The following is a 24,310-nucleotide window of genomic DNA, read 5'->3' on the forward strand; positions in this document are numbered from 1 at the left end:
CAGGGAGACTGCTATGAACTTTCGCCTTACCGGGCTTGCGCTGGCGGCCACGCTTTTAGTGGGCTGCGCCAGTTCGTCAGAGCCGCAGCAAGGGCGTTCCGACCCCTTTGAAGGGTTCAACCGCACCATGTTTACTTTTAACTATGACGTGGTGGACCCTTATGTGCTGCGCCCGGTGGCTGTCGCCTGGCGCGACTACGTGCCACAACCGGCGCGCAACGGGCTGGGCAACTTCACCAGCAACCTTGAAGAACCCGCCTCAATGCTTAATAAATTTCTGCAGGGCGACCCCTACCAGGGGATGGTGCACTTTACCCGTTTCTTCCTGAACACCCTGCTGGGGATGGGCGGTTTCATCGACGTGGCCGGTATGGCGAACCCGAAACTGCAGCGAGAAGAGCCGCACCGTTTCGGCAGCACGCTCGGCACCTATGGCGTCGGTTACGGGCCGTATGTGCAGTTGCCGTTCTACGGCAGCTTTACGCTGCGTGAAGATGTCGGCGATATGGCGGACACTACTTATCCGGTGCTCTCCTGGCTGACCTGGCCGCTGTCGCTCGGCAAATGGGCGGTGGAAGGCGTGGAGACCCGCGCGCAACTGCTCGATTCCGACGGCCTGCTGCGCCAGTCTTCCGATCCTTACATCCTGGTGCGTGAGGCGTATTTCCAGCGTCACGACTTTATCGCCAACGGCGGTAAGCTTAAGCCAAATGAAAACCCGAACGCGCAGGCGATTGAAGGCGATCTCAAGGATATCGATTCGGAATAAAACGCCGGATGCGATCATTCTTAAGGTAAATAAAAAAAGCGGGCCGGGGCTCGCTTTTTTATTTCCGAACGATAAAGCGCAATAAAAAAGGCGAGCCGCAGCTCGCCTTTGTCGTGACAGAGCAATCAGAAACGGTAGTTAAAGTTCACGCCATACAGCCACGCTTTACCTTCAGATTTGAAGGTGTACGGGCCTTCGGTGAATTCCACGTGCTGGCCGTGCATGTAAGAAACACCGGCATCGACAGAGGCGTCTTCATTGAAGGCGTAAGTGGTACCGGCGCTCAGCCAGAGACGGTCCTGGTCAGGAATGGATATAGAGCGCTGTTGTTCTGGCACCGGGCTGTCATCAAAGGCGATACCGGTACGGAAGGTCCAGTTGTCGTCCATATAATAGGTGGTGCCGAGGGCGATGCGGTACGCGTCTTTATATTTCTCTTCTTTCTTAAACAGGGTGTCGCCGTTGCTGTTGGTCGCTTTCAGCTCCTGGAACTGGCTCCAGCTGGTGTAGGTCAGGCTGTAGTGAATCGCCCACTGCGGCGCGATACGGTTATAACCAGACACTTCCCACATTTCAGGCAGGTTCAGGGTCAGCGAGCCGCCGGTGGTTCTGCCACCCGTTCCGTAAGGCAGGCCGAGGCCCAGCGCGGCGTTAACAGGGTTAAGGGCTGCCGGCAGGCTGCTCTTATAGTCGCCGTCGAAGTCGATTTTCACTTCAGAGCGGTAGGTCAGGGAGTAGCGGTTGTTCTTATCCAGTTCATACAGGATACCGGCATTCCAGCCAAAGCCCCACTCGTCGCCCTTCAGGTGCGCAATCTGGGTGTCGCTGTTAATACCGCCTGCAGCCGCGCCAAGCTGTGCCGCTGTCTGCGGATCGATCTTGCCGGACTGCACGAGTCCCGGTAAGCCGCCTGCGATGATTTGCGGCAGATCGCCCGCGTAACGCTCGATCTTGGCGCGCGCATACACGGCGTCGAAGCCCAGGCCGAAGCTCCAGTGGTTATCGAGACGATACGCGCCGCTGAGGTTCAGGTTCAGCGTTTCGAGATCGGTTTTACCGCCGACAGAACCTGCGGCATAGCTGTTGCTATATTCGGTGGCGAGGCCGTAGTTGGAGGTGACGGACGCCCCCCAGCCAAACTGCTCGTTGATCGGCGCGACAAAGTGCAGGTTCGGCACCCAGGCGGTCGGCGCGATGTTATCGGCGTTAAGGCTACGTCCCGTCGGGGAACGGCCAGACACATTCACATCCGGGTCAACGAAAATCGCGCCGCCGGAGAATGTCGGGCGATCGAACATGGTAATCAGCGCCGGGTTACGGCTGACGTTGCCCGCGTCATCCGCAATAGCGCCTTCCCCGGAATAGGCGCGGCCCAGACCGGAGGCAGAGAATTCGTTTAACTGGAAACCTGCGGACCAGGCCTGAGAAGACACGATTGCCACTGCGACTGCTAAAGCAGATTTGGTAAACAGGGTTTTCTGGCGCATGACCATAACCTCATCCATTTATTTTTATTCAAATAATGTTACGTGACGTAACAGGAGCGCGGAGTGTAGGGTCTGAGGTACGGCATGGAAATCAGACCAGTGGCGAGAGTATAGGTCCGACCAGCAGAGATGTTGCAAGTATGTTTATAAGTTTTTTCAATTGTGATCTAAGAAACGCGATCCGTTTAGCAAAATTTTGGGGTTCAGAAATTCATCAATCTGGTGATTATTGTTTTAGATCATTTTTAAGTGTGATTTCGGTCACTTATAAGCGTAAACGGGAAGAACAGGTAGAGCGGTGGCGGCGCGGGGCGTAAAATAGCCTTATCTCTTTTCAGGAAATACAGAGGAAATCACCATGACCAAATGCAGTGCTGATGAAACCCCGGTTTGCTGCTGTATTGATGTAGGCACCATTATTGATAATACCGACTGCGTCGCCTCTTACAGCCGCGTGTTTGAAAACCGCGCCGACGCTGAAGCCACGCTCGCGGCTCTCACCGCCAAAGCGCGTGAAGTCGAATCTGAGCCGTGCCAAATCACCCCGCGCTTTACTGAAGAAGCCGACGGCGTGCGTCTTGATATCGATTTTGTTTTCGCCTGCCAGGCGGAAACCGTTATTTTCCAGTTAGGTCTGCGTTAATCCCTCCGCTTACGCCCCGGCACTCCGGGGCGCATTTCTTGTTACGTAATTCGTGTTTTGCCTCGCAATTTTTCCTTTATGTGATTGGCTGAATGTAAAATTCTGGTTAAAACTGTTATCAGGTCAGACCACTTAATTCATCTTTAGCCTTTTCACAGGGGAACGTTATGAGTCAGGCACTACCGCTGGTCACCCGGCAGGGGGATCGCATTGCCATTGTCAGTGGATTGCGCACGCCTTTCGCCCGTCAGGCAACGGCGTACCACGGCGTTCCGGCGGTCGATCTCGGTAAAATGGTGGTCGGCGAACTGCTGGCCCGCAGCGAAATCCCGCCTGAAGTCATTGAACAGCTTGTTTTCGGCCAGGTGGTGCAGATGCCGGAAGCGCCCAACATCGCGCGCGAAATCGTGCTCGGCACCGGCATGAGCGTCCATACCGACGCCTACAGCGTCAGCCGCGCCTGCGCCACCAGTTTTCAGGCGGTGGCGAACGTCGCCGAAAGCCTGATGGCGGGCACTATCCGCGCCGGGATCGCTGGCGGGGCCGATTCCTCCTCCGTGCTGCCGATTGGCGTCAGTAAAAAACTGGCGCGCACGCTGGTGGACGCGAATAAAGCCCGCACCGCCGGACAGCGACTGAAACTCTTCTCGCGCCTGCGTCTGCGTGACCTGCTGCCGGTGCCGCCCGCCGTGGCGGAATATTCCACCGGACTTCGCATGGGCGACACCGCCGAGCAGATGGCGAAAACGCACGGCATCACCCGCGAACAGCAGGACGCGCTGGCGCATCGCTCTCACCAGCTGGCGGCGCAGGCGTGGGCGGAGGGCAAATTGCGCGAAGAAGTGATGACCGCTTACACGCCGCCATACCGCGAGCCGCTCAGCGAAGACAACAACATCCGCAAAACTTCGTCGCTGGCCGATTACGCGAAACTGCGCCCGGCATTTGACCGTAAACACGGCACCGTGACCGCCGCGAACAGCACGCCGCTCACCGACGGCGCGGCGGCTGTCATTCTGATGACGGAATCCCGCGCCCGCGAGCTTGGCCTGACGCCGCTCGGCTATCTGCGTAGCTACGCTTTTACCGCGGTCGATGTCTGGCAGGACATGCTGCTGGGCCCGGCCTGGTCGACGCCGCTGGCGCTGGAGCGCGCCGGACTGACGATGGCCGATCTCACGCTTATTGATATGCATGAGGCGTTCGCCTCGCAAACGCTCACTAACCTGAAACTGATGGCGAGCGACCGCTTCGCCCGCGAGGTGCTGGGACGCAGCCAGGCCACCGGTGAGGTGGATGAAAGCAAATTTAACGTGCTCGGCGGCTCAATCGCCTACGGGCACCCGTTCGCGGCCACCGGCGCGCGAATGATCACCCAGACGCTTAATGAACTGCGCCGCCGCGGCGGCGGTTTCGGGCTGGTCACCGCCTGCGCGGCGGGCGGGCTCGGCGCGGCAATGATACTGGAGGCCGAATAATGGAATCGACATCCGCATTTAATTTACAGATGCGCCCGGACAATGTTGCGGTGGTCACCATCGACGTGCCGGGCGAGAAAATGAATACGCTGAAGGCGGAGTTCGCCCGCGATGTTCGCGCGATTGTTAAAATGCTGCGGGAAAACCGCGATCTCGCGGGCGTTGTGTTTATCTCCGCCAAGCCGGATAACTTTATCGCCGGTGCGGATATCAACATGATCGCGCACTGCCAGAGCGCGCAGGAGGCCGAAGCGCTGGCAAGCCAGGGCCAGCAGATCATGGCGGAGATCCGCGCGCTGCCGGTGCATGTGGTCGCGGCCATTCATGGCGCGTGCCTGGGCGGCGGGCTGGAACTGGCGCTCGCCTGCCACAGCCGCATCTGCACCGATGATGCGAAAACGCAGCTCGGGCTGCCGGAAGTGCAGCTTGGGCTACTGCCTGGCTCCGGCGGCACACAGCGGCTGCCGCGCCTCGTTGGCGTCAGCACCGCGCTTGAGATGATCCTTGCGGGCAAACAGCTGAGGCCGCGTCAGGCGCTGAAAGCCGGACTGGTGGATGATGTGGTGCCGCAGTCTATTCTGCTGGAAGCCGCTGCCGAACTGGCGAAAAAGCGCCGTCCCGCGCCGCGCCGTCTGCCGGTTCGCGAGCGTTTGCTTGCAGGCCCGATTGGCCGCGCGCTGCTGTTTCGCATGGTGACGCAGAAAACGCATCAGAAAACCCACGGTAACTATCCGGCGGCGCAGCGCATTATTGACGTGGTGCGCACCGGCCTTGAGCAGGGCAGCGCCAGCGGTTATCAGGCCGAGGCGCGCGCCTTTGGCGAACTGGCGATGACGCCGGAATCTGCCGCGCTGCGAGGGCTGTTCTTCGCCACCACCGAGCTTAAAAAAGAGACCGGCAGCGAGGCCGCCCCGCGCGCGCTGCACTCGGTCGGTGTACTGGGCGGCGGGCTGATGGGCGGCGGGATCGCCTATGTCACCGCCATCAAAGCCCGGTTGCCGGTGCGTATCAAAGACATCAGCGAAAAGGGCATTAACCATGCCCTGAAATACAGCTGGGATCTGCTTGAGAAAAAAGTGCGCCGCCGTCATCTGCGCGCCAGCGAGCGCGACGCTCAAATGGCGCTCATCTCCGCCAGCACCGATTACCGTGGGTTTCACCAGCGCGATATCGTCGTGGAAGCGGTTTTCGAAGATTTAACGCTTAAGCAAAACATGGTGGCAGAAATCGAAGCGCATACCGCGCCGCATACGATTTTCGCCTCTAACACCTCGTCGCTGCCTATCGGCGATATCGCCGCAGGTGCCGCGCGCCCGGAGCAGGTCATTGGCCTGCACTACTTCAGCCCGGTGGATAAAATGCCGCTGGTGGAAGTTATCCCGCACGCGGGCACCAGCGCGGAAACCATTGCCACCACCGTTCAGCTTGCCAAAAAACAGGGCAAAACGCCGATCGTGGTGGCCGACTGCGCCGGATTCTACGTTAACCGTATCCTGGCACCCTACATCAATGAGGCGATGCGTTGCCTGATGGAAGGGGAGAGCATTGAGAAAATCGACGAGGCGCTGGTCAAAAGAGGCTTTCCGGTGGGGCCAATTCAGTTGCTTGATGAAGTGGGCATTGATGTCGGCACCAAAATTATGCCGGTGCTGGAGCGCGCTTACGGGCCGCGATTCAGCGCGCCGGGAGACGCCGTTGCAGCAATTTTGAATGACGATCGCAAAGGCAGAAAAAATGGCCGCGGTTTCTATCTTTATCCGGCGAAAGGGCGTAAAAGCAAAAAACAGGTTGACCCTGCGGTTTACGGGCTTATTGGCGTTAAACCCGGCGGGAAACTGAGCAGCGAGGAGATTGCCGAGCGCTGCGTCATGATGATGCTTAACGAGGCGGCGCGATGTCTGGATGAAGGCGTGGTGCGTTCCGCGCGAGACGGCGATATCGGCGCGGTGTTTGGTATCGGTTTTCCGCCGTTTCTTGGCGGCCCGTTCCGCTATATGGACACGCTCGGCGCGGCGGCCGTGGTGGCGACGCTCACACGTCTTGCCACCCGTTATGGAGACCGTTTTACCCCGTGCGACAGGCTGTTGCGCATGGCGCAGACCGGACAAACATTTTGGCACGCGGGGAACCCGCAAGCTGAAATGACGGTCTGATATAAGAACGTTCCTGATATCGAAAACGCAGCGCTGGCTAATTTGTAAACAGTGATTGACTATACTTACGTCAATAAGGTAAAAAACAGCGTTTCATTCGAAGTACGGATCAGGCACAATGCCCGACCGCCAGACGATACCCTTAAAAAGCGCGTTGCTTTTTAAGCTCTCGCTGGCGCTTCTGGTCAACAAAAGCGGTGCAATATGCAAGTTTTTATCATGCGTCACGGCGACGCAGCACTCGATGCCGCCAGTGATTCGGTTCGTCCTCTGACCGCGTGCGGTTGTGATGAATCCCGTCAAATGGCGACCTGGTTAAAAGGTCAAAAGGTGGATATCGAACGTGTTCTGGTGAGCCCTTTCCTGCGAGCCGAACAGACACTGGACGTCGTGAAAGAGGCCATGAGCCTGCCTGTCAAAACCGAAGTTCTGCCGGAGCTCACGCCGTGCGGCGATGTCGGTCTGGTGAGCGATTACCTCCACGTTCTGGCCCGTGATGGCGTCAGCGCGGTCATGGTTATCTCTCACCTGCCGCTGGTCGGTTATCTGGTGGCGGAACTCTGCCCTGGCGAAACGCCGCCGATGTTCTCCACGTCCGCTATCGCCTGTGTGACGGTTGAAGGCGACAACGAGAAGGGCATCTTTAACTGGCAGATGAGCCCCTGCAATCTCAAAATGGCGAAAGCGATTTAACTCAAGCCTGAACCATAAAAGAAAAGAGCCGCTGATGCGGCTCTTTCTGTTTCTGCAGTGCAGGCGACGCTTAAGGCAACTGTGGCGGCTGCCACTCTTCCACTTCGATTAACACCAGCAGCGCGGCGTCGCCGCCATACTCTTTCGGCGCCTGATGAAAGGCCATCACGTGCGGGTGCTGGGCCAGCCACAGCGGCGTCTGCTGTTTGAGAATATGTTTACCGTGGCCATGCATCACGCAGGCGCAGAACACATGTTCGCGGCGGCAGGCGGCGATAAGCGCGCTCAGCTCCTGCTTGGCCTGCATCTGCGTCAGGCCGTGGAGATCGAGAAACAGCTCGGGCGAATAGTCGCCGCGGCGCAGTTTTTTCAGCTCGAAATGATCCACGCCGGGGCGCACATAGCGCATCGGCCCGTCGCTGTTTAAAAGCGGCTGGAATTCATCAGAAAAATAGTGGCTCGCGTCCACCTGCTCCTGCAACAGGCGTTTTGGCGGCACCTCGCGTAGCTTTTTACGCGCGGGCGGATGCACGATGGTGTCCTGTTTCAGCTCGCGCGTTCCGCTCATCAGCGCGCGAAACAGCGACTTTTCTTCTTCGCTTAGCGATGGCTTCTTTTTCATCTTCTTCTCTTCTTTCTCTTTGCGCAGGCAGTGTACCCGAGTTTGGCGCGCCGCCAAACAAAAGCCATTTTTCCGGTATGACGCGCCGGTTGCTGATTTATCGCCGCCTTCATGGCAAACTAGCCGCCGAATTTAACGCGGAGCGTCATGCGGAGGGCAGTGTGGATAAAATTTTCGTCGATGAGGCAGTCAGTGAACTGCATACCATTCAGGATATGTTGCGTTGGGCGGTGAGCCGCTTCAGCGCGGCCGGCATCTGGTATGGTCACGGCACGGACAACCCCTGGGATGAGGCTGTGCAGCTGGTGCTGCCGTCGCTCTACCTGCCGCTTGATATTCCGGAAGATATGCGCACCGCGCGCCTGACCTCCAGCGAACGCCACCGTATCGTGGAGCGGGTGATCCGCCGCGTTAACGAGCGTATTCCCGTGGCGTATCTCACCAACAAAGCCTGGTTCTGCGGCCATGAGTTTTATGTCGACGAGCGCGTGCTGGTGCCGCGTTCGCCGATTGGCGAGTTAATCAATAACCGCTTCGCCGGGCTTATCGACCACGAGCCGCAGCACATTCTTGATATGTGCACCGGCAGCGGCTGCATCGCTATCGCCTGCGCGTATGCCTTCCCGAACGCGGAAGTTGACGCGGTGGATATCTCTGCCGACGCGCTGGCCGTGACCGAGCACAATATTGAAGAGCATGGACTTATCCATCACGTCACGCCGATCCGCTCTGACTTGTTCCGCGATCTGCCGAAAGTGCAGTACGACATCATTGTCACCAATCCGCCTTACGTGGATGAAGAAGATATGTCCGATCTGCCGAACGAATATCGCCACGAGCCGGAACTCGGCCTGGCGGCGGGCAGCGACGGGCTGAAGCTCGCGCGCCGCATTCTCGCCTGCTCGCCGGACTACCTGACCGACAACGGTATTCTGATTTGTGAAGTCGGTAACAGCATGGTACATCTGATGGAGCAGTACCCTGACGTGCCGTTTACCTGGCTTGAGTTCGACAACGGCGGCGACGGCGTCTTTATGCTGACCAAAGCGCAGCTCATCAGCGCCCGCGAACACTTCAGCATCTACAAAGATTAACACCAGGCGGGCGCAGGCCCGCTGAATCATAAAAACACCACAACGACACGACAACGGAGCCGTGATGGCAGGCAACACTCTTGGACAACTCTTTCGCGTAACCACTTTCGGCGAGTCGCATGGTCTGGCGCTCGGCTGCATCATTGACGGCGTGCCGCCGGGCATTGCGCTGAGCGAAGCCGACCTGCAACACGATCTCGACCGCCGCCGCCCTGGCACCTCCCGTTACACCACGCAGCGCCGCGAGCCGGATCAGGTGAAAATTCTCTCCGGCGTGTTTGAAGGCGTGACCACCGGCACCAGCATCGGCCTGCTGATTGAAAATACCGATCAGCGCTCCCAGGATTACAGCGCGATCAAAGATGTGTTCCGTCCAGGACACGCCGATTACACCTACGAACAGAAATATGGCCTGCGCGACTATCGCGGCGGCGGGCGCTCTTCCGCGCGTGAAACCGCCATGCGCGTGGCGGCAGGCGCCATCGCCAAAAAGTATCTGGCGCAGAAATTCGGCATCGTCATCCGCGCCTGCCTGACCCAGATGGGCGATATTCCGCTGGAGATCAAAGACTGGACGCAGGTGGAGCAGAACCCGTTCTTCTCCCCGGATGTGGATAAGCTGGAAGCGCTGGACGAACTGATGCGCGCGCTGAAAAAAGAGGGCGACTCCATTGGCGCGAAAGTGACGGTGGTGGCGGATAACGTGCCGCCGGGCCTCGGCGAGCCGGTATTTGACCGTCTCGATGCCGATATCGCCCACGCGCTGATGAGCATTAACGCCGTTAAGGGTGTTGAGATTGGTGAAGGCTTTGGCGTCGTCGCGCTGAAAGGCAGCGAAAACCGTGACGAAATCACCAAAGAGGGTTTTCAGAGCAACCACGCGGGCGGCATTCTCGGCGGCATCAGCAGCGGCCAGCAAATTATCGCGAATATCGCGCTGAAGCCGACCTCCAGCATCACGGTGCCGGGCCGTACCGTTAACCGCTTTGGCGAGGAAGTCGAGATGATCACCCGCGGGCGTCACGACCCGTGCGTGGGTATTCGCGCCGTGCCGATCGCCGAGGCGATGATGGCTATCGTGCTGATGGATCACCTGCTGCGTCACCGCGCCCAGAACGCGGATGTCACCACCACGCTTCCTCGCTGGTAACGTCATGAAAAAACTCTGCTTAGCCTTGCTGGCGCTGCTTGCCTGCAGCGCGGCAAGCGCCGCCACGCCGTGGCAGAAAATCACCCAGCCGATCCCGGGCGCGGCCCAGTCGATCGGCACCTTTTCCAATGGCTGTATCGTCGGCGCGCAGCCGTTGCCGATCGAGTCAGAGCACTATCAAATCATGCGCACCGACCAGCGCCGCTATTTCGGTCACCCGGAGCTGGTGCGCTTTATCGAGCGCCTGAGCAATCAGGTGAGCGACTTGCAGCTCGGAACGGTACTGGTGGGCGATATGGGAATGCCTGCGGGCGGGCGCTTCAACGGCGGCCACGCCAGCCACCAGACGGGGCTCGACGTCGATATTTTCCTGCAACTGCCGAAAACGCGCTGGAGCACGGCGCAACTGCGTCGTCCGCAGGCGCTGGATTTAGTCTCAAGCGACGGGAAATCGGTGGTGCAGTCACTCTGGAAGCCGGAGATCGGCGGGCTGATTAAGCTTGCGGCGCTTGATGATGAAGTGACGCGTATTTTCGTAAACCCGGCCATCAAACAGCAGCTCTGCCTGGATGCCGGGCCGGATCGCGACTGGCTGCGTAAAGTGCGTCCGTGGTTCCAGCATCGCGCCCATATGCACGTGCGTCTGCGCTGCCCGCCGGACAGCCTGGAGTGCGTGGAGCAAGACCCGCCGCCGCCGGGCGATGGCTGTGGTGAAGAGCTGCAAAGCTGGTTTAAGCCTGCCGCACCTGGCAGCAGCAAGCCTGAGAAAACCACGCCGCCGCCGCTGCCGCCGTCGTGTCAGGCGCTGCTCGACAAACACGTTCTTTAACACCGACTAAGGATGGCCGTGATGGACTGGTTTATGGTTTCGCCGCTGTTGCTGACAGCGCTCTTTTTTGTCGCCATGCTGGCAGGGTTTATCGATGCCCTGGCGGGCGGCGGCGGGCTGCTGACCGTGCCTGCGCTGCTGGCGGCGGGCATGTCGCCTGCCCAGGCGCTGGCGACCAATAAACTCCAGGCCTGCGGCGGCTCACTATCGGCCTCGCTCTATTTTATCCGTCGCGGCGTGGTCAGCCTGCGCGACCAGAAGCTCAATATCCTGATGACGTTTATCGGCTCCACCAGCGGCGCGCTGCTGGTGCAGCATGTGCAGTCCGATATTCTGCGCCAGATCCTGCCGGTGCTGGTGATTGCCATCGGCCTTTATTTTCTGCTGATGCCGCGCCTGGGCGAAGACGATCGCCAGCGCAGGCTGTATGGCCTGCCGTTCGCGCTGGTGGCGGGCGGCTGCGTCGGCTTTTATGACGGCTTTTTCGGCCCCGGCACAGGCTCGTTTTACGCGCTGGCGTTTGTGACGCTCGCCGGTTTTGGCCTCGCCAAATCCACCGCCCACGCCAAAGTGCTTAACGCCACCTCTAACGTCGGCGGTCTGCTGCTCTTTATCATTGGCGGCAAAGTTATCTGGGGCACCGGCTTTGTCATGCTCGCCGGGCAGTTTCTCGGCGCGCGCTTAGGCTCGCGTCTGGTATTAAGTAAAGGACAGCGCCTGATCCGCCCGATGATCGTTATCGTGTCGGCGGTGATGAGCGCCAAATTGTTATATGACAGCCACGGACAGGAGATCCTCCACTGGCTGGGGATGGCGTAATGCGTGAACACCACTATCAGGATTTAATTGCTATTTTCGACGGCTGTTTTGCCGGTGATTTTAATACCCGTCTGATTAAAGGCGACGACGAACCGATCTATCTTCCGGCAGATGCCGATGCGCCTTATCACCGCGTGGTGTTCGCACACGGCTTTTACGCCAGCGCCCTGCATGAGATTTCGCACTGGTGCATCGCGGGGAAAGCGCGGCGCGAGCTGGTGGATTTTGGCTACTGGTACTGCCCGGACGGGCGCGATGCGCAAACCCAGAGCCAGTTTGAAGACGTCGAAGTCAAACCGCAGGCGCTGGAGTGGCTGTTCTGCGTGGCGGCGGGCTTTCCGTTTAACGTCAGCTGCGACAATCTTAACGGCGATTTCGATCCGGATCGCATCGCGTTTCAGCGCCGGGTGCACGCGCAGGTGATGCAATATCTGACCAACGGCATTCCCGAACGTCCGGCGCGCTTTATCGCGGCCTTACAGGATTTTTACCAGACGCCGCCGCTGGCGGCGCAACAGTTCCCATGGCCGGAAGACTTGTGCTAATCGCCATGTTATTAACCGAGGAAAACGAATGATTGCCGAATTTGAAGCACGTATTCTGGCGCTGATTGATGAGATGGTGGAGCACGCGAGCGACGACGAACTGTTCGCCAGCGGCTACCTGCGCGGACACCTGACGCTTGCCGTCGCGGCGCTGGAGCAGGGCGACGACCACTCGCCGCAGGCGGTGTACACCAAAGTGACCAACAGCCTTGAGACGGCGATCCACGCGGGCGAGCTTTCGCCGCGCGACCAGGCGCTGGTGCTGGGCATGTGGGATAACCTGTTCCAGCAGGCGAAGCTCAACTAAGCCTCACAGCCTGCGCGCCGCCCGGCGCGCAGGTTTTTTTAGCGTTTACGCTTTCAGCCACGTCACCTGTTCGACATTACCGCATTAACCCGCCGCACGCCCCTTGAGAAGCTTACGCACCCACAGCCGGTTGGGGTTCAGCGCGGCGAGCGTCGCGCCATCAAGCGGCAGCGGTTCGCCGCTCATTTGCGAGGCTAAAATCTCAGCGGCCAGCGGCGCGCTGCACAGCCCGCGCGAGCCGAGCGCGCCCAGCACAAAGAGATTCTTGAGCACCGGCGCGGGCATGACCGTCTCCGGCGCGCTGGCATCCTGGGAAAGTGTCGCGTAATCGCGAAGCGTCGCGGCGTAATCCGGCGCGTTGCCGACCATGGGCAGATGATCGCGTGTGGCGCAGCGTACCCCGCAGCGCGCGTCGCCCGCGCTCACGTCCACCTCCTGCGCCCAGCTGGCCGCGGGCAGGCAGTCGATAAGCCGCTGGCGGTTGCGCTGCTGGTCTTCCTCCTGGTAGCGCATCTCGCTCACGCCACGGTGATAGCTGGCGCCGATGCAGTGCATCGCATTCGCCGGGTTTTGCGGCGTCAGGTAGCCGTCATAACAGAGCACCTGGCGCAGCGCGCCGAGGCCCGGCGTGGTGGGAATATGGCTCACCTGGCCGCCGACCGGGTAGACCGGCAGCTTTTCGGTTTGCGGGAAGCCGCTGAGCTGGTGCCCGTTCGCCAGTACCACGGCGGCGTGGCGCGCCTGCGCGCCGTTCGCGAAGTCGAGTTGCCAGTCCTGGTCTTCCCGATGCAGCGCGCTCACCCTATGCCCGTAATGCACCCGCAGGCCGTTCGCCTGCGCAAGTTCCAGCACGCCTGCAGTCAGTTGCGCCGGGCAGAGCCAGCCGCCCTGCGGATATTCAATGCCGCCACAGCCGGTCTCCACGCCGCAGCGTTCGCACACTTCTCGCGCGTCAACGCCGCGCGCCAGCGTGTCCGGCAGGGCGAGCTCCAGCATCTGGTTGATTTTCGTCTGGCTCTTTTCATCCCAGCCAAGCTGCGTCACGCCGCACCAGTCTTTATCGAAACTGACCGGCAGCGCGTCATAGAGCCTGCGCGCGAAGGTAAAGGCCGCCGGGAAGAAGGCGGCCAGCGCGGCGTCATGATGGCTTAACAGAGGATAGAGCGCGCCCTGGCGGTTGCCCGATGCCCCCTGCGCCGGCGCGTCATCTTCGCAGTAGAGCGTGACCTGCCAGCCACGCCTCTGTAAGGCGAGCGCGAGCAGGGCACTGGCGATACCGCCACCGATAATCGCTACGTCTTTATCACCGCTTGCCGGACGACGCGCATACCAGGGCGCGCGGGCAGGCGGCGGCGCGTCATGGCTGAGCGTGCCCGTCAGCATTTCGCGCTTGCGCCCGAATCCTTTGCGCTTTACCACATCAAACCCGGCCTCAATCAGCCCGCGGCGCACAAAGCCTGCCGAGGTGAATGTCGCGAGCGTACCGCCGGGGCGGGCGAGGCGCGCCATCGCAGTAAACAGGCCTGGCGTCCACATTTCCGGGTTTTTCGACGGCGCGAAACCATCCAGAAACCAGGCGTCCACCTGGCGGTTGTGCGTGTCATCCAGCGTATCGACCAGTTCGTTGATATCGCCAAGCCAGAGATCGAGCGTCACGCGTCCGCCATCCAGTACCAGCCGCTGACAGCCCGGCAGCGCCATCGGCCACTGTGCCTGGAGCTGTTGCGCCCACGGCGCGAGTTCCGGCCAGTGGGCGTGCGCGCTTTTAAGATCGGCAGACGTCAGCGGGAATTTTTCAAAACTGATGAAGTGCAGGCGTTGCAGCGTAGCGTCCGGGTGCGCGTCGCGAAACGCCGCGAACGCCTGCCAGAGCGTCAGGAAATTCAGCCCGGTGCCAAATCCGCTTTCGGCGACAATAAAGCTGTCACGCGGGTGTGTCATAAAGCGTTCAGGGAGCTGATTACCGTCCAGAAAGACATAGCGGGTCTCCTCCAGACCGTCATCATTGGAAAAATAAACGTCATCAAAATCTCGGGAAACAGGTGTACCCTCATTATTAAACGTCAGGCTGGCGGGCTGTATGGCGATAGGTTTCACGTAAATGGCTCGAATGACAGGCAGTCGCACGATCTTAGCGAGCCCGGTCAGACATCGCAAATTTCTTGCCAATCTGGCTGATCGGACTTGTTCGGCGTACAACTGTACGCTATCTTGCGACACGACAACTTACTTAGCGTACTCGAAGAGGTATTGAATGAAACGTGCAGTAATTACTGGCCTGGGCATCGTTTCCAGCATCGGTAATAACCAGCAGGAAGTCCTGGCATCCCTGCGTGAAGGACGCTCGGGGATCACTTTCTCTCAAGAATTTCTCGACGCAGGTATGCGTAGCCACGTCTGGGGCAACGTGAAGCTGGACACCACCGGTCTTATCGACCGTAAAGTGGTGCGTTTCATGAACGACGCCTCTATTTATGCTTATCTCTCCATGCAGGAAGCGATTAAAGACGCTGGTCTGCCCGACGAGGTGTATCAGAACAACCCGCGCGTCGGTATCGTGGCCGGCTCCGGTGGTTCGTCCAAAGCCCAGGTGTTCGGCGCTGACGCGATGCGCAGCCCGCGCGGCCTGAAAGCGGTCGGCCCTTACGTGGTGACTAAAGCGATGGCCTCTGCGGTTTCCGCCTGCCTCGCGACCCCGTTTAAAATCCACGGCGTTAACTACTCCATCAGCTCCGCGTGTGCGACTTCCGCGCACTGCATCGGCAACGCGGTTGAGCAGATCCAGCTTGGCAAACAGGACATCGTGTTTGCGGGCGGCGGTGAAGAGCTGGGCTGGGAAATGGCGTGTGAGTTCGACGCGATGGGCGCGCTCTCCACTAAGTACAACGAGACCCCGGACAAAGCGTCCCGTACCTATGACGCAAGCCGTGACGGCTTTGTCATCGCAGGCGGCGGCGGTATGGTCGTGGTAGAAGAGCTGGAGCACGCGCTGGCGCGCGGTGCGCACATCTATGCAGAGATCGTCGGCTACGGCGCAACCTCCGATGGTGCCGACATGGTCGCACCGTCTGGCGAAGGCGCGGTGCGCTGCATGAAGATGGCGATGCATGGCGTGGATACGCCGATTGACTACCTGAACTCCCACGGTACGTCTACACCGGTTGGCGACGTGAAAGAGCTTGGCGCTATTCGTGAAGTCTTCGGCGACAACACGCCGGCTATCTCCGCAACCAAAGCGATGACCGGCCATTCGCTGGGTGCCGCAGGCGTTCAGGAAGCTATCTACTCGCTGCTGATGCTGGAGCACGGCTTTATCGCGCCGAGCATCAACATTGAAGAGCTGGACGAGCAGGCGAAAGGCATGAACATCATCACCGCGCCGGTTGAGCGTGAGCTGACGACGGTAATGTCCAACAGCTTCGGTTTTGGCGGCACCAACGCCACACTGGTTATGCGTAAATATCAGGCGTAACGTCTCTTTAAAAGAAATGGAGCCGAAAGGCTCCTTTTTTTATATTTACTCTCCGCCTTTAACATTTCTTGTTTCTCTATCCGAAACAGGCTTAATCTCCTCCTCCCTGTAGTTACTGACATCTCTCCTGCCTTATTAAGAATAACCTTTTGATTTAATAGTGTTAAACACTGTTCCTTCCTGATGTGTGTCGTTTCATGAAAATCCTTATTTAACCATGGCTTAAACTTTTCTGTTTTTATTTAATTTAACTTAAGTCGTAAAAAATATATTTATAATAATTCTAACCTGCTGATAAATATAATTTAGTTTAATGAAAATGCCTTTATTGGCTTCTTTCTTAAAGTTATGGCATTTTTTGACGATATATCCGTATATATCTGAGTAGCCGTTTTCTTTGCATTAACGGTAACTCGTAGCGGAAACGCATATCACATAATGCCATTCTCAATCTTTTCAAAAAGATAAGAGTGAAGGACGCAGCATAAAAGAAATCCGAAATCAGTTTGCGGAATTCAGGGAATAGTTGTTTGCCTCTCACGAGGCCTTGCCAGCCGGGGAAACCAACCATGCCCACAGACGTATCTCTGGGTAAAGGGACTTTTTTGACCACAGGAAAAGTAATTCCACTTATTATTCTGTCCTGCTCAGGGGCCGCCTCTGCCAGCGCAAAGAAGAATGCGGATGATACTTTCACGTATGTCCCCTCTGTGGCGGCAGCGGATGTCGTCACGCGCACCAACTATAACCGTCCGCTGTTTATCACCAGCGCCGCGACGGCGCGCGCGGCAGGCGTCAACGGCGCCGGGATAAAAGTCGGCGTGGCGGATACCGGTATTCTGACCACGCATCCGGCGCTGCTGGGGGTGGTGAAAGGCACGCTGAACTATGTCGACGCGAGCGCCAATAATCTGAGCGTTGGCGATGTGCGCGGCCACGGCACGATGGTCGCCCAGACGCTCGCGGGCCGCGCCACAGGCCTGTTCACCGGCGGTACTGCGCCGGGCGCGACGCTTATCAGCGCGCGTATCATTCCTGATGTCGCCAATACGCGCCAGAGCCTGAATTTCGGGCAGATTAACTACGATCTCGCGCGTGCAGGCGCGAAAATTATCAATAACTCCTGGGGTATTCCTGACTGGAACCCGACCAGCACGGCCACGACTACCTATTTTGTAAACGCCTGGAAGCCTTTTATCTCGTCGTATAACGGACTGATTGTGTTTGCGAGCGGCAACGATGGCGCGGCGAATCCGGTAGGCGTTGCGAAACTGCCATCACTGGCACCCGCTTCCGGGCTGGATAAAGGCTGGCTGGTGGCGACGGCGGTCGATACTTTTAACCCAAGCTATATCGCAAGCTATGCCAACCGCTGCGGCGTGATGAAAAACAGCTGCCTCGCGGCACCCGGCAGCGTTTACGTGCAGTCGACAGACAGCACCGGTAAAGCGGTGCTGCGCCTGGTGAGCGGCACCTCATTCGCCGCGCCGCAGGTTTCGGGCGTGGCGGCGATGGTCTGGCAGAAATACCCTTATTTCACGAACGATCTGGTTCGCCAGACGGTGCTCGGCACCGCGACCGATATCGGCGCACCGGGCGTGGACGCGGTATTTGGTTACGGCCTGCTGAACGCCGCGAAGGCGATTAACGGCCCGGCGAAGTTTAACTGGGGCACCGTGAGCGTCGCGTTTAACAGCTACACCTCGACCTGGAGCAACGCAATCAGCGGCAGCGGCGGGTTGATTAAAAGCGGTACCGGCAAGCTGGTGCTGACGCAGGACGCCAGCTATACCGGCACCACACAGGTGCTGGGCGGTAGCCTGTCGTCGGCGAAAAGTCTGGCCTCCGCGGTGAACATTGGCCGCGCGGGCACGCTGGATGTGCGCACGGTAAAAGGCAATGTCGATAACAGCGGTTTTCTGCTGCTGCGCGACGGCAAAACGCGCTTTATGACCAACTATACTCAGCGCACCACCGGCAGTCTGGCGTTTATGCTCGGCTCGACGCTGGATGTGGCAGGGCGCGCGACGCTCGCCGGTAACCTGCATCTTTTGGGCGTACCGGCAGGCTACATCACCCAGGCGCGCCAGCCGGTGGTCAACGCGGGCGCGGTATCCGGCAAATTCAGCCGTTTTACGCAGTCGGCGGGCGTGTTCCTGACAGGCTCGGTGGGCTACAGTACGAAGCAGGTGTGGCTGAACATCAAGCGCCTGCAGGTGACGCAGACCAAAGTCGCCAGCACGTCTGCGGCTACGCAGTCCGCCGCCGTGCGTCTGGAACAGGCGTTTACGCAGCTTGATAAACAAGTCGCGACCGGCGTGGCGGTACGCGCCAGTTCGTTTGCGTCCGCCGCGGGCGAGTTGCAGCACATCTCGAATAACCCGTCTGCCCGCGCGGCGCTGGAGAGCCTCTCCGGCCAGCTTCCGGCAGCGACGGCGGCGCTCACCTGGCAGGCCATCAATGTGAATCAGCGCAGCAGCGCGAATCACATCAACGCGCTGCTGGACGCGCCGCAAAGCCGTAGCTGGAGCGATACGCTCTCCTGGAACGGCAGCCTCGGGCGCAGCGGATATTCGCCGGTGAGCTACTCCATGAAAGGGTGGGTGACCGGCCAGGACCGGTTTATTGATGAGCACACGTTTATCGGCACGTCGCTGTCGCGCACCGACACGTTCAGCGCGCTGAGCAGCGGCGGCGAGCGCAACACCGGCACGCTGAGCGAAGCGGCGCTGTACGGCGGCAAGATCTACGGCGGCTACTACCTGACCGGGCGCCTGGCGTCCGGGTATTACGACGGCCAGCAGCGCCGTATGTTGTGGCTCGGCAGCCGTTCCGAGCGCGTCAGCAGCCGTCAGAGCGGCAGCTGGATGTCGCTTGGCAGCGAAACCGGCTATCGCTTTAACGTGGACGGCTTAGCCGTGACGCCGTTTATCGATACGCAATACATCACGCTGAAGCAGGATGCGTTTAGCGAGAAGAGCGGCTCAGGTTTTGGCCTGCGCGCTGACAACCAGACCACCACGCGCTGGCAGGCGGGCGTGGGGTTGCGCGCGGCGTACACGTTCGATCTGCAAACCCACGGGCGGCTGGATCTGAGCTTCCAGACTCACCTGCAGCGTGCGTTGAGCCAGGATGAAGGCCGCTACCAGGCGAGCTTCACCGGCGTGGATCAGCCGGTGCCGCTGCACGGCGTGACGGCACCGGAGAAAACGCTGACCAGCGCAGTATCGCTCGGCTGGCAGGTGAACCCGGCGCTGAATCTGAATCTGACGGGCGAGCAGGAGACCAGCGACGGGCGCAACAGCAACCGCAGCGTGATGGCCGGCGTATCGTTAAGTTTCTGATACAGGGACTGAAGAAAAAGAAAAGGCGTCGTAAGACGCCTTTTTGCTGTCTGTCAGATAACCAGCCAGAGCAGAAGAATAACCAGCACCAGCAGGAACATCGCAAGGCCAGGTTTCGCGGAAATCTGCTTCATCGGTTGGGTGAAGAACGCGATAAGCGGGCTGTAGATCGGCTGAATATGGCGCACTTCAAGCGTTTCCGGCGACCCTTCCGAGCGACGAATAAACACCTGATTAAGAATATCCTGCACCTGGGCGGTGGTCAGCACCGTTTGCGGCGTGGCCTGAAAGCGCTGCTGCGCGTAGTCGCTTATCTCCTGCCATTCGCGCGATTCCAGCGGCTGGCGCAGCGCGGCCTGAATGCTGTGCAGCGTCGGCGCGGGCTGGTCGGCGAGCGTCTGGCGCGCAACAAGCCAGGTCGAGAGCGCGGCGAAATGCTTCGCCGGAATCAGCTCGCCGCTTTTCACACCTGAAAGCTCCAGCATTGACTGCCAGATGAGCTTCGGCGATTCGCCGGTCGCGGCGGCAAGCTTCGTTACCTGCTGGTTGAGCGTATTATGCTCTGCGGGCTGCATCGGGCGGTCGGTCGCCGGGCGCTGCTGAGGCTGCGGAATATTCAGCTGCGCGTTTTGCAGTAGCGTCAGCACGCTTTTGAGCTGCTCGCCGGAAAGCTGGTTCAGCGCGGTGTGCCCAAACTGCTGGCGGATATAATCGCTCACCGCCTGGCGGTTGTTGCCGACGTTCAGAAGCTCGGTCAGTTGCGACAACACCTGGCGCTGAGTGTGGGTCTGCTGCGCCTGGCCTAGCCGCTGGTTAAGATTCTGCTCGGCAGCGGGGAAGTGGCGCGAAAGCAGCGGCGCATCGCTCTTTAAGCCCAGATCGTGCTTCATACCGGCCCAGACTTCGGCGCTTTGCTGTTGGGTTAGCGCCACAAGCCGGGTGATAAGCCGCTCAAGCACCGTGCGCTGCTGAGTGGAAAGCGGCTGCTCGCCTGCGGAGTGGGGCGATGTGGGAGGCTCCCCCGCCGGGCGGGGCGTGGCGCCATGAATGGGTTGCATCATCAATAATCCTTAACCTGACCGGACGGTGCCGCGAAACTAACCACGCTGTTAAGTATGCCTGGCGGCGAGATTATGGCACACTTAACGGCTATCTCCCGCACATAAACAGGTAGAGAAACGTGAAAATCCTCGTTGATGAAAATATGCCTTACGCACGCGAGCTGTTCAGCCGTCTTGGCGAGGTGCAGGCCGTGCCTGGCCGCCCGATCCCGCAGGCGGCGCTGGACGATGCCGACGCACTGATGGTGCGCTCGGTCACGCAGGTGAATCGCGATTTGCTGGCAGGCAAAAACATCCGGTTTGTCGGCACCGCCACGGCGGGCACCGATCACGTTGATGAAGACTATTTACGCGAGGCAGGCATCGGGTTTTCCGCCGCGCCCGGCTGCAACGCTATCGCCGTCGTCGAATATGTATTCTCCGCGCTGCTGATGCTTGCCGAGCGCGACGGCTTTGCGCTCACTGACCGCACTGTCGGCATTGTCGGCGTGGGTAACGTCGGCTCTCGTTTGCAGGCGCGGCTGGAGGCGCTCGGCGTACGCACGCTGCTGTGCGATCCGCCGCGTGCCGATCGCGGCGACAGCGGCGATTTCCGCACACTCGACGAGCTGGTGCGCGAGGCAGACATTCTCACCTTCCACACGCCGCTCTTTAAAGACGGTCCGTACAAAACGCTGCATCTGGCCGACGAGGCGCTGATCGCGCGCCTTAAGCCCGGCGCTATTCTCATTAACGCCTGCCGCGGCCCGGTGGTCGATAACGCCGCGCTGCTGGCGCGCCTTGAGGCGGGGCAGCCGCTCAGTGTCGTGCTGGATGTCTGGGAGCCGGAGCCTGCGCTTAACGTTGAGCTTTTAAAGCGTGTTGATATCGGCACCGCGCATATCGCGGGCTATACGCTGGAAGGCAAAGCGCGCGGCACTACGCAGGTGTTTGAGGCGTACAGCCAGTTTCTCGGCACGCCGCAGCAGGTGGCGCTTGCCACGTTGCTGCCGCCGCCGGAATTTGGCCGCATCACGCTTCAGGGGCCGCTCGATCAGGCGACGCTGAAACGGCTGGTGCATCTGGTATATGATGTGCGCCGCGACGACGCGCCGCTTCGCCGCGTGGCGGGCATTCCAGGCGAGTTTGATAAGCTTCGCAAAAATTACCAGGAGCGCCGCGAATGGTCGTCGCTCTATGTGCAGTGCGATGACGAAGCCGCCGCCGCGCTGCTGCAAAAGCTGGGTTTTAACGCGACCCATCATCCGATCCGTTAATCACTGATTCTCTTATTCCCCGCAAACCGGCGGGGAAGGCATTTTATTTTCTGGAGTAAAAACCACCATGTCTGAAGGCTGGAATATCGCCATACTGGGCGCGACGGGCGCCGTGGGAGAGGCCCTGCTTGAGCAACTCGCCGAGCGTCAGTTCCCGGTGGGTGAACTTTATGCGCTGGCGCGCAATGAAAGCGCGGGTGAAACGCTGCGCTTCAACGGTAAAAGCGTGCAGGTGCAGGATGCCGACGCGTTCGACTGGACTCAGGCGCAGCTCGCCTTTTTCGTCGCAGGCCAGGAAGCAAGCGCCCGCTACGTGGATGACGCGACCAACGCCGGTTGTCTGGTTATCGATTCCAGCGGCCTGTTCGCGCTGGAGCCGGACGTGCCGCTGGTGGTGCCGGACGTCAACCCGTATGTACTGGCAGATTACCGCAACCGCAACGTAGTGGCGGTGGCCGACAGCCTGACCAGCCAGCTTCTGACGGCGCTGCGTCCGCTGATGGAAGCAGGCGGATTGTCGCGCATTCAGGTGACGAATCTGTTGTCCGTTTCCGCGCAGGGTAAAACGGCGGTGGACGCGCTGGCGGGCCAGAGCGCGCGCCTGCTGAACGGGATGCCGGTCGATGAAGACGATCATTTTGGCCGCCAGCTGGCGTTCAACATGCTGCCGCTGCTGCCGGACCGCGAAGGCAGCGTGCGCCAGGATCGCCGTCTGGTGGATGAAGTGCGCAAGGTATTGCAGGACGAAGGTTTGATGATTTCCGTCACCAGCGTACAGGCACCGGTATTTTACGGTCATGCCCAGATGGTGAATTTCGAAGCGCTGCGCCCTCTCGCGGCGGAAGAAGCCCGCGACGCGCTGGAGCGCGATCAGGACATCGCGCTCTCTGAAGAGAACGACTATCCGACGCAGGTGGGCGACGCCTCCGGCAGCGTGCATCTTTCCATCGGCTGCGTGCGTAACGACTACGGCATGCCGGAGCAGATCCAGTTCTGGTCGGTCGCTGATAACGTGCGCTTCGGCGGCGCGCTGATGGCCATCAAAACGGCGGAAAAACTGCTGCAGGAGTACCTGTACTGATGTCGGAGAGTCTGGAAAAGCCGGTAGTTAAAATCGCGCTTGGCATTGAGTACGACGGCAGTAAATATTACGGCTGGCAGCGTCAGCAGGAAGTGCGCAGCGTCCAGGAGAAGCTTGAAAAGGCGCTCTCGCAGGTGGCGAACGAACCGATTAACGTCTTCTGCGCGGGCCGTACCGACGCGGGCGTGCATGCCACCGGACAGGTGGTGCACTTTGAAACGACCGCTATTCGCAAAGATGCCGCCTGGACGCTCGGCGTAAATGCGAATTTACCTGGTGACATCGCGGTGCGCTGGGTGAAAGATGTGCCCGCGGAGTTTCACGCCCGGTTCAGCGCCACGGCCCGCCGTTACCGCTACGTTATCTATAATCACCGTTTGCGGCCGGCGGTGCTCTCGCAAGGGGTGACGCATTACCACCTGCCGCTGGACGCAGAGCGTATGCACCGGGCGGCGCAGTGTCTTATCGGCGAAAACGACTTTACCTCGTTTCGCGCGGTGCAGTGCCAGTCCCGCACGCCCTGGCGCAACCTGATGCATATCAACGTTGAGCGCTTCGGGGCGTACATTGTGGTGGATATCAAGGCTAACGCGTTTGTGCATCATATGGTGCGTAATATCGTTGGCAGCCTGATGGAAATAGGCTGCGGTAACCAGCCGGAGAGCTGGATAGCAGAACTGCTGGCGGCTAAGGACAGAACGCTTGCGGCAGCGACGGCGAAGGCGGAAGGGCTTTATCTGGTGTCGGTGGATTATCCGGCGCAGTTTGAGCTTCCAAAGCCGCCGATGGGCCCACTTTTTTTAGCTGACTGACAGCAGTCGGGGAAGAAGAACCAGTATGGACATTATTCGCTTTCTGATTGATTTTATTTTACATATCGACGTGCATCTGGCGGAGCTGGTGGCGCAGTACGGGATCTGGGTATACGCGATCCTGTTCCTGATCCTGTTCTGCGAAACGGGGCTTGTCGTGACGCCGTTTCTGCCGGGCGATTCGCTGCTGTTTGTGGCGGGCGCGCTCTCCTCGCTGCCGTCCAACGATCTCAATGTGCACCTGATGGCGCTTTTAATGGTTATCGCGGCGATACTCGGCGACGCGGTGAACTACACTATAGGCCGACTCTTTGGCGCGCGGCTGTTCAGCAACCCGGATTCAAAAATCTTCCGTCAGAGCTATCTTGATAAAACGCATGCGTTTTATGAGCGTCACGGCGGTAAAACGATTATCCTCGCCCGCTTCGTGCCGATCGTGCGCACTTTCGCGCCGTTCGTCGCCGGGATGGGGCATATGTCCTATCGTCATTTTGCCCTGTATAACGTGGTGGGCGCGCTGTTGTGGGTTCTGCTGTTTACCTACGCGGGCTACTTCTTTGGCGCGATGCCGTTTATTCAGGACAATCTGAAGTTGCTGATCGTCGCCATTATCGTCTTCTCGGTATTGCCGGGCGTATATGAAGTGGTGCGTCACAAACGCGCCGCGGCGCGCCAGATAAAATAAGCCCTCTGGC

General features: G+C 59.5%; 22 protein-coding genes. 17 read left to right on the plus strand and 5 right to left on the minus strand.

The annotated features are described in order from the left end of the window. Positions 1-13 precede the first annotated feature (13 nt). Positions 14-769 (plus strand): phospholipid-binding lipoprotein MlaA, encoded by a 756-nt coding sequence (gene mlaA, locus CSK29544_RS10845; protein WP_004387036.1) that lies wholly within the window; start codon positions 14-16, stop codon positions 767-769. Between the two features lie 125 nt (positions 770-894). Here mlaA and fadL read toward each other — a convergent pair whose 3' ends face one another. Further along, the gene (fadL, locus tag CSK29544_RS10850) at positions 895-2,262 is read right to left on the minus strand and encodes a long-chain fatty acid transporter FadL (RefSeq protein WP_007869627.1); all 1,368 of its coding nucleotides are present in this window, start codon (positions 2,260-2,262) and stop codon (positions 895-897) included. A gap of 352 nt (positions 2,263-2,614) precedes the next feature. On the opposite strand from fadL, the gene CSK29544_RS10855 reads away from it, so the two are divergent. From CSK29544_RS10855 to sixA, 4 genes are all read left to right on the plus strand, one after another. Further along, on the plus strand, positions 2,615-2,899 hold the full coding sequence (locus CSK29544_RS10855) for a YfcZ/YiiS family protein (RefSeq protein WP_004387038.1): 285 nt from the start codon (positions 2,615-2,617) through the stop codon (positions 2,897-2,899). 167 nt (positions 2,900-3,066) lie between these two features. Next, entirely contained in the window at positions 3,067-4,377 is a 1,311-nt protein-coding gene (gene fadI, locus CSK29544_RS10860; RefSeq protein WP_007899358.1) for an acetyl-CoA C-acyltransferase FadI, read from the plus strand. After that, entirely contained in the window at positions 4,377-6,530 is a 2,154-nt protein-coding gene (gene fadJ / locus CSK29544_RS10865; protein WP_007899356.1) for a fatty acid oxidation complex subunit alpha FadJ, read from the plus strand. Before fadI ends, fadJ begins: the two co-directional genes overlap by 1 nt. 204 nt (positions 6,531-6,734) lie before the next feature. After that, a complete protein-coding gene (gene sixA / locus CSK29544_RS10870) occupies positions 6,735-7,223 on the plus strand; it encodes a phosphohistidine phosphatase SixA (protein ID WP_029039251.1) in 489 nt (162 codons plus the stop codon). A 70-nt stretch (positions 7,224-7,293) separates the two neighbouring features. Here the strand turns inward: sixA and smrB are convergent, their stop codons facing one another. Continuing rightward, entirely contained in the window at positions 7,294-7,845 is a 552-nt protein-coding gene (gene smrB, locus CSK29544_RS10875; protein ID WP_007899352.1) for an endonuclease SmrB, read from the minus strand. Between the two features lie 161 nt (positions 7,846-8,006). Here smrB and prmB point away from each other — a divergent pair, with 161 nt between their 5' ends. The 6 genes from prmB (at position 8,007) to CSK29544_RS10905 (ending at position 12,589) form a co-directional block, all read left to right on the plus strand. Further along, entirely contained in the window at positions 8,007-8,939 is a 933-nt protein-coding gene (prmB, locus tag CSK29544_RS10880; RefSeq protein WP_004387044.1) for a 50S ribosomal protein L3 N(5)-glutamine methyltransferase, read from the plus strand. Between the two features lie 64 nt (positions 8,940-9,003). Next, entirely contained in the window at positions 9,004-10,089 is a 1,086-nt protein-coding gene (gene aroC / locus CSK29544_RS10885) for a chorismate synthase (protein ID WP_007899331.1), read from the plus strand. A gap of 4 nt (positions 10,090-10,093) precedes the next feature. Continuing rightward, positions 10,094-10,918 carry a penicillin-insensitive murein endopeptidase gene (gene mepA / locus CSK29544_RS10890; protein WP_007899330.1) on the plus strand — a complete coding sequence of 275 codons (825 nt, stop codon included), beginning with the start codon at positions 10,094-10,096 and terminating at the stop codon, positions 10,916-10,918. Between the two features lie 21 nt (positions 10,919-10,939). Then, complete coding sequence (locus CSK29544_RS10895; protein WP_007899329.1) at positions 10,940-11,737, plus strand: sulfite exporter TauE/SafE family protein; 798 nt, start codon at positions 10,940-10,942, stop codon at positions 11,735-11,737. Next, a complete protein-coding gene (locus tag CSK29544_RS10900; protein WP_007899328.1) occupies positions 11,737-12,282 on the plus strand; it encodes an elongation factor P hydroxylase in 546 nt (181 codons plus the stop codon). Before CSK29544_RS10895 ends, CSK29544_RS10900 begins: the two co-directional genes overlap by 1 nt. Before the next feature lie 28 nt (positions 12,283-12,310). Beyond that, a complete protein-coding gene (locus CSK29544_RS10905) occupies positions 12,311-12,589 on the plus strand; it encodes a YfcL family protein (RefSeq protein WP_004388549.1) in 279 nt (92 codons plus the stop codon). Positions 12,590-12,673: 84 nt separating this feature from the next. Here the strand turns inward: CSK29544_RS10905 and mnmC are convergent, their stop codons facing one another. Next, positions 12,674-14,686, minus strand: a complete 2,013-nt coding sequence (gene mnmC, locus CSK29544_RS10910) for a bifunctional tRNA (5-methylaminomethyl-2-thiouridine)(34)-methyltransferase MnmC2/FAD-dependent 5-carboxymethylaminomethyl-2-thiouridine(34) oxidoreductase MnmC1 (RefSeq protein ID WP_007899313.1) — start codon at positions 14,684-14,686, stop codon at positions 12,674-12,676. Between the two features lie 157 nt (positions 14,687-14,843). On the opposite strand from mnmC, the gene fabB reads away from it, so the two are divergent. After that, positions 14,844-16,061, plus strand: coding sequence for a beta-ketoacyl-ACP synthase I (gene fabB / locus CSK29544_RS10915; RefSeq protein ID WP_004388551.1), 1,218 nt, complete (start codon positions 14,844-14,846; stop codon positions 16,059-16,061). A 346-nt stretch (positions 16,062-16,407) separates the two neighbouring features. Here fabB and CSK29544_RS24870 read toward each other — a convergent pair whose 3' ends face one another. Next, positions 16,408-16,758 (minus strand): hypothetical protein, encoded by a 351-nt coding sequence (locus CSK29544_RS24870; RefSeq protein ID WP_225805828.1) that lies wholly within the window; start codon positions 16,756-16,758, stop codon positions 16,408-16,410. Positions 16,759-16,771: 13 nt separating this feature from the next. On the opposite strand from CSK29544_RS24870, the gene CSK29544_RS10920 reads away from it, so the two are divergent. After that, on the plus strand, positions 16,772-19,405 hold the full coding sequence (locus CSK29544_RS10920) for an autotransporter serine protease (protein WP_007892018.1): 2,634 nt from the start codon (positions 16,772-16,774) through the stop codon (positions 19,403-19,405). Positions 19,406-19,458: 53 nt separating this feature from the next. Here CSK29544_RS10920 and flk read toward each other — a convergent pair whose 3' ends face one another. Next, positions 19,459-20,466 carry a flagella biosynthesis regulator Flk gene (flk, locus tag CSK29544_RS10925; protein ID WP_007892020.1) on the minus strand — a complete coding sequence of 336 codons (1,008 nt, stop codon included), beginning with the start codon at positions 20,464-20,466 and terminating at the stop codon, positions 19,459-19,461. A gap of 119 nt (positions 20,467-20,585) precedes the next feature. Here flk and pdxB point away from each other — a divergent pair, with 119 nt between their 5' ends. From pdxB to CSK29544_RS10945, 4 genes are all read left to right on the plus strand, one after another. Next, positions 20,586-21,722 (plus strand): 4-phosphoerythronate dehydrogenase PdxB, encoded by a 1,137-nt coding sequence (gene pdxB / locus CSK29544_RS10930; RefSeq protein WP_007892028.1) that lies wholly within the window; start codon positions 20,586-20,588, stop codon positions 21,720-21,722. A gap of 67 nt (positions 21,723-21,789) precedes the next feature. Further along, positions 21,790-22,803 (plus strand): aspartate-semialdehyde dehydrogenase, encoded by a 1,014-nt coding sequence (locus tag CSK29544_RS10935; RefSeq protein WP_007892029.1) that lies wholly within the window; start codon positions 21,790-21,792, stop codon positions 22,801-22,803. After that, a complete protein-coding gene (gene truA, locus CSK29544_RS10940; RefSeq protein WP_007892030.1) occupies positions 22,803-23,615 on the plus strand; it encodes a tRNA pseudouridine(38-40) synthase TruA in 813 nt (270 codons plus the stop codon). Before CSK29544_RS10935 ends, truA begins: the two co-directional genes overlap by 1 nt. A gap of 25 nt (positions 23,616-23,640) precedes the next feature. Further along, complete coding sequence (locus CSK29544_RS10945) at positions 23,641-24,300, plus strand: DedA family protein (RefSeq protein WP_007892031.1); 660 nt, start codon at positions 23,641-23,643, stop codon at positions 24,298-24,300. The last annotated feature ends 10 nt before the right edge of the window (positions 24,301-24,310 follow it).

The sequence above is a fragment of the Cronobacter sakazakii genome (assembly GCF_000982825.1).
GTDB classification, from domain to species: domain Bacteria; phylum Pseudomonadota; class Gammaproteobacteria; order Enterobacterales; family Enterobacteriaceae; genus Cronobacter; species Cronobacter sakazakii.

What these genes read in the sequence shown, in the direction of transcription:
- mlaA (WP_004387036.1), top strand. Translation starts at nt 14, where the DNA reads ATGAACTTTCGCCTTACCGGGCTTGCGCTGGCGGCCACGCTTTTAGTG.
- fadL (WP_007869627.1), bottom strand. Translation starts at nt 2,262, where the DNA reads ATGGTCATGCGCCAGAAAACCCTGTTTACCAAATCTGCTTTAGCAGTC.
- CSK29544_RS10855 (WP_004387038.1), top strand. Translation starts at nt 2,615, where the DNA reads ATGACCAAATGCAGTGCTGATGAAACCCCGGTTTGCTGCTGTATTGAT.
- fadI (WP_007899358.1), top strand. Translation starts at nt 3,067, where the DNA reads ATGAGTCAGGCACTACCGCTGGTCACCCGGCAGGGGGATCGCATTGCC.
- fadJ (WP_007899356.1), top strand. Translation starts at nt 4,377, where the DNA reads ATGGAATCGACATCCGCATTTAATTTACAGATGCGCCCGGACAATGTT.
- sixA (WP_029039251.1), top strand. Translation starts at nt 6,735, where the DNA reads ATGCAAGTTTTTATCATGCGTCACGGCGACGCAGCACTCGATGCCGCC.
- smrB (WP_007899352.1), bottom strand. Translation starts at nt 7,845, where the DNA reads ATGAAAAAGAAGCCATCGCTAAGCGAAGAAGAAAAGTCGCTGTTTCGC.
- aroC (WP_007899331.1), top strand. Translation starts at nt 9,004, where the DNA reads ATGGCAGGCAACACTCTTGGACAACTCTTTCGCGTAACCACTTTCGGC.
- mepA (WP_007899330.1), top strand. Translation starts at nt 10,094, where the DNA reads ATGAAAAAACTCTGCTTAGCCTTGCTGGCGCTGCTTGCCTGCAGCGCG.
- CSK29544_RS10895 (WP_007899329.1), top strand. Translation starts at nt 10,940, where the DNA reads ATGGACTGGTTTATGGTTTCGCCGCTGTTGCTGACAGCGCTCTTTTTT.
- CSK29544_RS10900 (WP_007899328.1), top strand. Translation starts at nt 11,737, where the DNA reads ATGCGTGAACACCACTATCAGGATTTAATTGCTATTTTCGACGGCTGT.
- CSK29544_RS10905 (WP_004388549.1), top strand. Translation starts at nt 12,311, where the DNA reads ATGATTGCCGAATTTGAAGCACGTATTCTGGCGCTGATTGATGAGATG.
- fabB (WP_004388551.1), top strand. Translation starts at nt 14,844, where the DNA reads ATGAAACGTGCAGTAATTACTGGCCTGGGCATCGTTTCCAGCATCGGT.
- flk (WP_007892020.1), bottom strand. Translation starts at nt 20,466, where the DNA reads ATGATGCAACCCATTCATGGCGCCACGCCCCGCCCGGCGGGGGAGCCT.
- CSK29544_RS10935 (WP_007892029.1), top strand. Translation starts at nt 21,790, where the DNA reads ATGTCTGAAGGCTGGAATATCGCCATACTGGGCGCGACGGGCGCCGTG.
- truA (WP_007892030.1), top strand. Translation starts at nt 22,803, where the DNA reads ATGTCGGAGAGTCTGGAAAAGCCGGTAGTTAAAATCGCGCTTGGCATT.
- CSK29544_RS10945 (WP_007892031.1), top strand. Translation starts at nt 23,641, where the DNA reads ATGGACATTATTCGCTTTCTGATTGATTTTATTTTACATATCGACGTG.